Raw genomic sequence first — 6,820 nt, forward strand, 5'->3', positions numbered from 1 at the left:
TCGCGCAGATTTCATGCGAATCAAGTTCGATAAACTCACGCATCATGAATACTCGCGCTTGATTGCTGGGCAATCTTTCCAGGCACGCTTCAAAGACTCGCCAGAATTGGCCCTCTCGAAAGGACTCTTCCGGGTTCGACCACGCTATGGGACGTTCATTCGCGTGCCAAAAACCCTTGGCGTCAAATAGGGAAGTAAAGTCCTCTTCGCTACCGTATTCGTTTGCAACATCAGCGACATAGACCAAGCGTTGTTTTTGCCTCAGGATATCGGCAATCTTGTTCTTGAGAATTGCGAACACCCATGTTTTCAGTGCAGCTCTTGCACCAAAAGAACTGGCATTCTTGAGTGCACCGAGTAGCGCCTCCTGAACGGCATCTTCTGCAAGATGGCTGTCTGGAAGCTGTAAAGTAGCAAATTTCAGCATCTGCCGCCGCAAGCTCGTCAAGAATTCTGTGTCCAAGAGCAGTGAAACATGATCAGACTGAGGACCTGTGTCATTCGGCATCATTGTTTTTTTCATATATTCTTCCCACTGTTTGACTCTTTTTCCGATAAGGTGGCATGCTGCTGCTTCGGGTTTGAAAACCGCCGGATAAAGCGCCGATCGATCCGGTCTTTCAAATGCCATAACCATTCACCCTCCGCACTCCAGCCTCCCCAAGAGGCAACGGCATAGCGACGACCGCAAGCCAACAAATATAATGACCGGCTGCGAGGCCTGTAAACTCGCATCTGGCCGCCACGTAAAGAAGCCAGCAGATTCGCAGCCAGTACGGGTCCGGCGTGAACCGCGTGTACACCGGATCGGGCCACAATCGTGTCCTGACGAGTGCAAATATCGCCGGCCGCGAATACGTCCGGATGCGATATGCTTCGATAGTGCCCATCAACAGCGATATACCCATTCTCACCCAGAGTCAGCCCAGAAAGCGTGAGCCAGCAGGGTGCCCGTGCGCCGGTGGCAGCGATTATGCAATCCGCGGGCAGCTGCGTGCCGTCGGACAACAATATCCCATCTGCAGTACCTGCTCCTCGCAAACGATGAACCGCGATCCTGGCCCTGGACAGAGACTGTGCAACGCGGCGTTGGACGCTCGCGGCGTACCCGACCAGCGGACCCGGCTCGGAGGCCACGAGATCAATGTGACCGTTGGCCTCCGATTGCACCAATGCATATTGTGCTGCGAGAGCCAGTTCTACCCCTGCAGCGCCTCCTCCTACCACCGCCAGACGATAGCCGGATTTATTCTGTGCAGCGGACAAAATCCGAGGCCAGGCATCAAAAAACTTATCCAATGGCCTAACGGGCAATAGTCGTTCACCCGCCATCTCCAGCCACGACACATCGATCTCACTGCCTATATCCATTGACAGGACGTCATAGTTGATATGCCGTTCACCCGTCAACCTGACGCAGTGTCGGCCCGCATCCATGCCCACGATTCGCCCTATCACTATGCGGGCACGCGCCGATTGCGCCAAAGCGCGTAAATCGATCCGGCACTGTGCCTGGGTATAATGGCCCGATATCCAACCAGGCAACATTCCCGAATAGTTCTGGAATAAAGAGGGCGTAATCAGCACCACTTCGATGTCTGTTGGCGGCATTTGAGCCAGCGCCCTAAGCACTGATAGGTGTGCGTGTCCGCCGCCGGCCAGAACCAAGCGCTTCATTAGAAAACCCGCCCGGCAGGGGCAAAGGACCCCGACCGGCTCGGATCCTCGCGGGTCTTGGCAGCAGTGAACGGGTCCGGACATGCCATCTGTATTGCCTCTGTCATAGGCGCCTCGGGAAAAGAAAATGACCACCAACATGGGCTTCGTCGCCGCTGGCGACTGGATTCTTACACTTCACACCCTTATGGTTGTTCATCCGGGGGCTCCTGAAGGTTGGTTCGGTTTGCACCTCCAGTGTTCAGGATTTACTTCAGATGAACAACCTACTCAAAGATCACAACCAGGATAGGAAAGGGGTTCGGTGAAGCTGTGGAGTCAAGTGGGTTTGACGAATTCTTTCCGTGAAAAAAGGCGCAATAAAAATCAGAGAACTGCGAACCCTTTCAAGCCATCCTCGGCTCTTATGAAGCGTCGGGGTTCTCCTGACCCATTTTGGAGATGACTAATGAACGGTTCACACCTGTTGAAATCAACGTTGCTTTGTGCCGCTGCACTCGGTGCCACAGCAGCCACCGGTCTGGCCATGGCTCAGCCAATGAAAATGACGCCCGAGATGATGAAGGCCGCTCAGCAAAAGACTATGACGACGATGAAGGAGAATCACTATTCCAAATGCTTTGGTGTCAACGCCGCATACAAGAATGACTGCCAGTCCCCGGGCCATTCTTGTGCAGGGCAGGATGCTACAGCGCACGACCCGGCATCGTTCGTTCTGATGCCCGCGGGGGTTTGCGGGAAAATCGGTGGTAGTCTCAAGTCCTCTTGACAAGCTCGTCGTGATATCGGATTCCATCGCGATAGCGCATCCTATGCCGGTTCGCGCCGGCATAGGGTTGCGTGCCCCACCGCGTTTGATGATGGATTTAACGCTGCTCAATGCATGAATGAGCTTATCAGGCGTTACTCGGTAACGCGCGTTTTGCCCTACCCCGTTACAGACACACGAGGTCTCAACCATGACAAGCACCGCATTGATCACCTGCATAAATAGTTGCTATCCGCGCATCACGCAGTGGCTGGAAAGCTGGGTCGGCCCGGTCGCCCTGGTATTGATGCGTCTTTGGGTCGCATTCGCCTTCTGGCGTGCCGGCGTGGTCAAATTCACCGACCCGGCAAGCACGCAAATGCTGTTTGAAAGCCTCTACCACGTCCCGCTTCTGGCCCCGGGAATTGCGGCCGTGTTAGGTACTTGGATTGAGCTGATCGCTCCGTGGCTGCTGGGGCTTGGCATCGCGGGCCGGGCCACGGCTCTATTTTTGTTCTTCTACAACTTGATCGCTGTGATTTCATACCCGGATCTTTGGCCGCATGGTTTCTGGAGCGGATTGATGAACCTGGGGGACTTTACCGATCACAAGGTGTGGGCAATGATACTGCTCGCAGTGGTGGCCTGGGGCCCCGGAAAGTGGTCTGTTGACGGCATTCTGGGAAAGCTGTGGCGTGACAACGATGCCCGGTGAGATGCCGAGCCACACCACCGACAACAATGGTCCCATGACTTGTTCGGCGGCGTCTGCCAGTTGGCTGTTATTGCTCGCCAGATGACTGCGGGTTGCTCACGAAGCATGCAATCGGGCTTCACAAGAAAATTTGTCGGAGTGATCGATCACATCGAAAGAACACCGGGAAAAATATGTGCGATCAAGACCGAGACAGAGATCGGCTGACTCCAGATGCACGCGGCCCTGTCCGGTCCGTCATCCATGGCGCATCGCACCTATCGGTAGCCGTCAAGGTCTGTGAGCCAGGCGATAACCGGGACCATGCCAATCACGTTCAGAAAAACCACTTGACTCTTGAGTCAACACCAAGGTTTACCATCCCTTTTGTTCGATAAACATAGGGTGTTGAGATGAATTTCGCAACGTCCACTGGATCGAGACTTTGGACCGATGAACCCACCGAGCAGACGGGCCGGCGCCGGGTACGCGCCCACATCGGTGGACTCCATTGTTCACTGTGCACGGGCACCATTGAAAAGGCCCTCGCGCGCAAGGTGGGGGTGTATCACGTGGCGGTGAGCCTGACCCATGAGCAGGCACTGGTCGAATACGACCCGGAACGCGCCGACGCCGGTGAGCTGATGCGCACGCTGACCAATATCGGCTACACCTTGTCGGATCCGCGCAAGGTAGAACCCTTCGAGGCCCAGGAGCGCGCCCTCGCGCACGAGCGCAACCGTTTTCTGGGCGCGCTTGCGCTGAGCCTGACGGCGATTGGCCTGATCGTCCAGCCGTCCGGCGGCTGGGGGTTGGCCCTCTCGGCCTTCGTGGTTGCCAGCCTGATGGCATTCGGTTTTGCCGTGCTACGCAACCGCGGCTGGACGCGTGCCGCCATTGGCAGTGGCGCGCTGGTCGTGGGGGCCTTCGCGGCGTTCGTCTTGCGTGTGCAGGGCCTGTTGACAGCGGAGGTTCCGTGGCTGGCGGCACTACTTGCAATCGTCATGGTGTTCGGGCTGGGGGCGCACATCCTGCGCATGGCGGTGCAGGCGTTGCGGCGCGGCATTCTGAACCAGCATGTGCTGGTGGAGATCGGTGCCTGGGCCGGCCTTGTCGGCGGTGTCATCGGCCTCGTACTGCAGCGCCCCGGATATCCCACCGCGCCATTCTTCGCAGTGACGACGATGGTTTTGACCTATCACGTCTTCTCTGAATGGCTCGCGCTGATCGTCAAGACCCGCAGCTTCCAGGCCGTCAAAAAGCTGCTCGATCTGCAACCGGACACCGCCCGCGTGGTGAAGGACGGCCGCGAGCAGGATCTGCTGATCGAGGCAGTCGAACTGGGCGATCAGGTTCGCATCCGTCCGGGGGAACGCATCCCGGTGGATGGCCAAGTGCTCGACGGCCGATCGGCCGTCAGCGAAGCACTCATCACTGGCGAGCCCCTGCCCGTCGAAAAGGTTCCGGGCAGCCGCGTCGCGGGCGGCGCCATCAACGGCAACGGGACGCTGTTGGTGCAGGTCACGGCCATTGGCGCGGACGGCTTCCTGCAACGGGTGATCAAGAGCGTCGAGGAAGCGCGCGCGCTCAAGCCCGGCTTGCTGCACATCGTGGATCGAGTCTTGCGCGTCTACACGCCGACGGTTCTCATAATCGCGATGCTGGCGCTGCTCGGCTGGCTGATCGGACCGCTGCTGGCGGGCCGGCCCCTGGATCTGGAGCGCGCGGTATTCGCCGCGCTGTCGGTGCTGGTGATGGGCTATCCGTGCGCGGTCGGAATTTCCGCGCCGTTGTCGATCGTGCGCGGCTCGGGCGAGGCGGCCGAACACGGTGTACTGATGCGCACCGGCGAGGCGTTCCAGGCGTTGCGCAAGGTCACGACGGTGATCTTCGACAAGACCGGCACGCTGACTGTCGGGCAGCCGACCTTGCGGGAAATCGAGCCTAGCGGCATCTCGAAGGAGGAACTCATTGCGACGGCTGCGGCGGTCGAAACCGCGTCCGAGCACCCGCTGGCCCAGGCGATCGTGCAAGCGGCCTTCCGTGGGGCGCTCGACGTACCCAATGTAGAAGATTTCGAAGCGGTTGCTGGAAGAGGCGTGACTGCTCACCTTGCGGGATCGGGCGCCACCGTGAGCATCGGCAGCCCGGCCTTCATCCAGGCACAGGGTGTGGACATGGGGGCGGTTCAGGCACGCGTCTCGGCACTGCAATCTGCAGGCCGCACGGTGATTGCGATCGCACGTGAGAAGGTGCTGCTGGGCATCCTGGCTCTGGGCGACGTGCCGCGTGCCGATGCGCACGACACGGTAGCACGGCTGAAGGCGGCCGGATTGCGGGTCGTTCTACTCACCGGGGACAATGCTCAAGCGGCCCGACAGGTTGCCGACGAGATGGGAATCCGGCAGGTTCACGCTGAGGTGCTGCCGGTGGACAAGGCCGCGGTGGTGCGCGAGATGCAGCGGACGGCACGCGTCGCTATGGTTGGCGACGGCATCAACGACGCGGCGGCACTGATGCAGGCTGACGTCGGCATCGCGATGGGTAGCGGCACCGACATCGCAATCGAATCCGCCGACGTGATCCTGCTCAACACCCGCCTTGACGGCGTGCTGGTGGCACGCGACATCAGCCGCCGCGGCTACCGCAAGATGGTGCAGAACATCAGCCTCGCATTTCTGTTCAATGGCATCGGGATCCCCATCGCCGCCACCGGCCTGATCCATCCCGTCTGGGCGATGGCGGCGATGGCCGCAAGCGTCACCAGCATCTTCATCAACTCCCTGAGCGGGCATGCGGGGCTCTTTTTCGGTGCCATCAGCGGGGTTGGCGGGGTGTCGGCTACTGGGCGGACGTAGATCGGGGGATCGAGAATTTTTCGAGAGGATCGACTTGACTCTGGAGCTTAGTTCAAAGATTTAATAGACCTCATGCACATCGCGTGCATAGCACGTAGATCGACGAAGCGTACAACGGTGCACAAAGCTGCGAACCAGACGGTCACAAAGCGCTCGTCGCGAATATCGTTCAACAAACAGGAGCCACGACATCATGCTCAAGTCGGTTTCTCTCAAGGTCACTGGTGACCAAAAGCTGCATTGCGAGAGCTGTGAACAGCGCGTTTCGCGCGTGTTAAGCGGGATCAATGGCGTCCATCAGGCAAAAGCGGACGCCACATCGCAACGCATTGATGTCCTGTTCGATCCCACTGAAACAGAGATGTCGACAATCATCGATCGACTCGGGCTGCTGGGATACACCACGAACGGGCCGGTGGCGCCCGCAACACCAAACTGATCGGCATGAACAGGCTCACCACGATGCGATCGGCCAGAACAGCACCCATACCCGACTGGCTCAGGGCGGCCGGCGCGGCGGCCATCCTGTTGCTGATGGGCGCAGGTGGATATTCGCTATACCTGCACGCCGGCGCGCTACTTCAGCGCGGTGCGACGCTCCCCTCCTCACTTATCCTCGGCTTGGCACTGGCGGGTGGTGCGGCTTCTTTTTTTTCGCCCTGCAGTATCGCCATCACACCGGCGTTCCTTGCCTATCTCACCGCAGGAAGGTCTCCTGGCAACAATGACCTGGCGTCCTCGCGTCCCCTGGTTTGGGCGGCGGGACTCGTCGCGCTCGGTATCCTTGTCTTTTATTCTGCCGCCGGCGTCATCATCGGGGCCGTCGGAAATGTGGTTTATAAC

At 59.0% G+C, this 6,820-nt stretch carries 6 protein-coding genes and 1 pseudogene; 5 read left to right on the forward strand and 2 right to left on the reverse strand.

Annotated elements, in window-relative coordinates; all coding sequences use genetic code 11:
- Together EPN31_RS06150 and EPN31_RS06155 are read right to left on the reverse strand one after the other, a co-directional pair.
- Positions 1-523, reverse strand: a 523-nt coding sequence (locus EPN31_RS06150; protein WP_291770791.1) for a sigma-70 family RNA polymerase sigma factor, incomplete at its 3' end; no start/stop codon positions are given.
- Entirely contained in the window at positions 520-1,677 is a 1,158-nt protein-coding gene (locus EPN31_RS06155; RefSeq protein WP_291770792.1) for an FAD-dependent oxidoreductase, read from the reverse strand. The genes EPN31_RS06150 and EPN31_RS06155, both read right to left, overlap by 4 nt.
- A gap of 448 nt (positions 1,678-2,125) precedes the next feature.
- On the opposite strand from EPN31_RS06155, the gene EPN31_RS06160 reads away from it, so the two are divergent.
- The 5 genes and pseudogenes from EPN31_RS06160 to EPN31_RS06180 form a co-directional block, all read left to right on the forward strand.
- On the forward strand, positions 2,126-2,446 hold the full coding sequence (locus EPN31_RS06160) for a DUF2282 domain-containing protein (RefSeq protein ID WP_291770794.1): 321 nt from the start codon (positions 2,126-2,128) through the stop codon (positions 2,444-2,446).
- Positions 2,447-2,636: 190 nt separating this feature from the next.
- Complete coding sequence (locus EPN31_RS06165) at positions 2,637-3,140, forward strand: DoxX family protein (protein WP_291770796.1); 504 nt, start codon at positions 2,637-2,639, stop codon at positions 3,138-3,140.
- A gap of 392 nt (positions 3,141-3,532) precedes the next feature.
- A complete protein-coding gene (locus tag EPN31_RS06170) occupies positions 3,533-5,977 on the forward strand; it encodes a cation-translocating P-type ATPase (RefSeq protein ID WP_291770798.1) in 2,445 nt (814 codons plus the stop codon).
- Positions 5,978-6,170: 193 nt separating this feature from the next.
- A complete protein-coding gene (locus EPN31_RS06175; RefSeq protein WP_291770799.1) occupies positions 6,171-6,416 on the forward strand; it encodes a heavy-metal-associated domain-containing protein in 246 nt (81 codons plus the stop codon).
- A gap of 5 nt (positions 6,417-6,421) precedes the next feature.
- Positions 6,422-6,820: pseudogene (locus EPN31_RS06180) on the forward strand (hypothetical protein); the annotation flags it as partial.

It is taken from the genome of Castellaniella sp. (genome assembly GCF_004321985.1).
Lineage (GTDB): Bacteria > Pseudomonadota > Gammaproteobacteria > Burkholderiales > Burkholderiaceae_B > Castellaniella.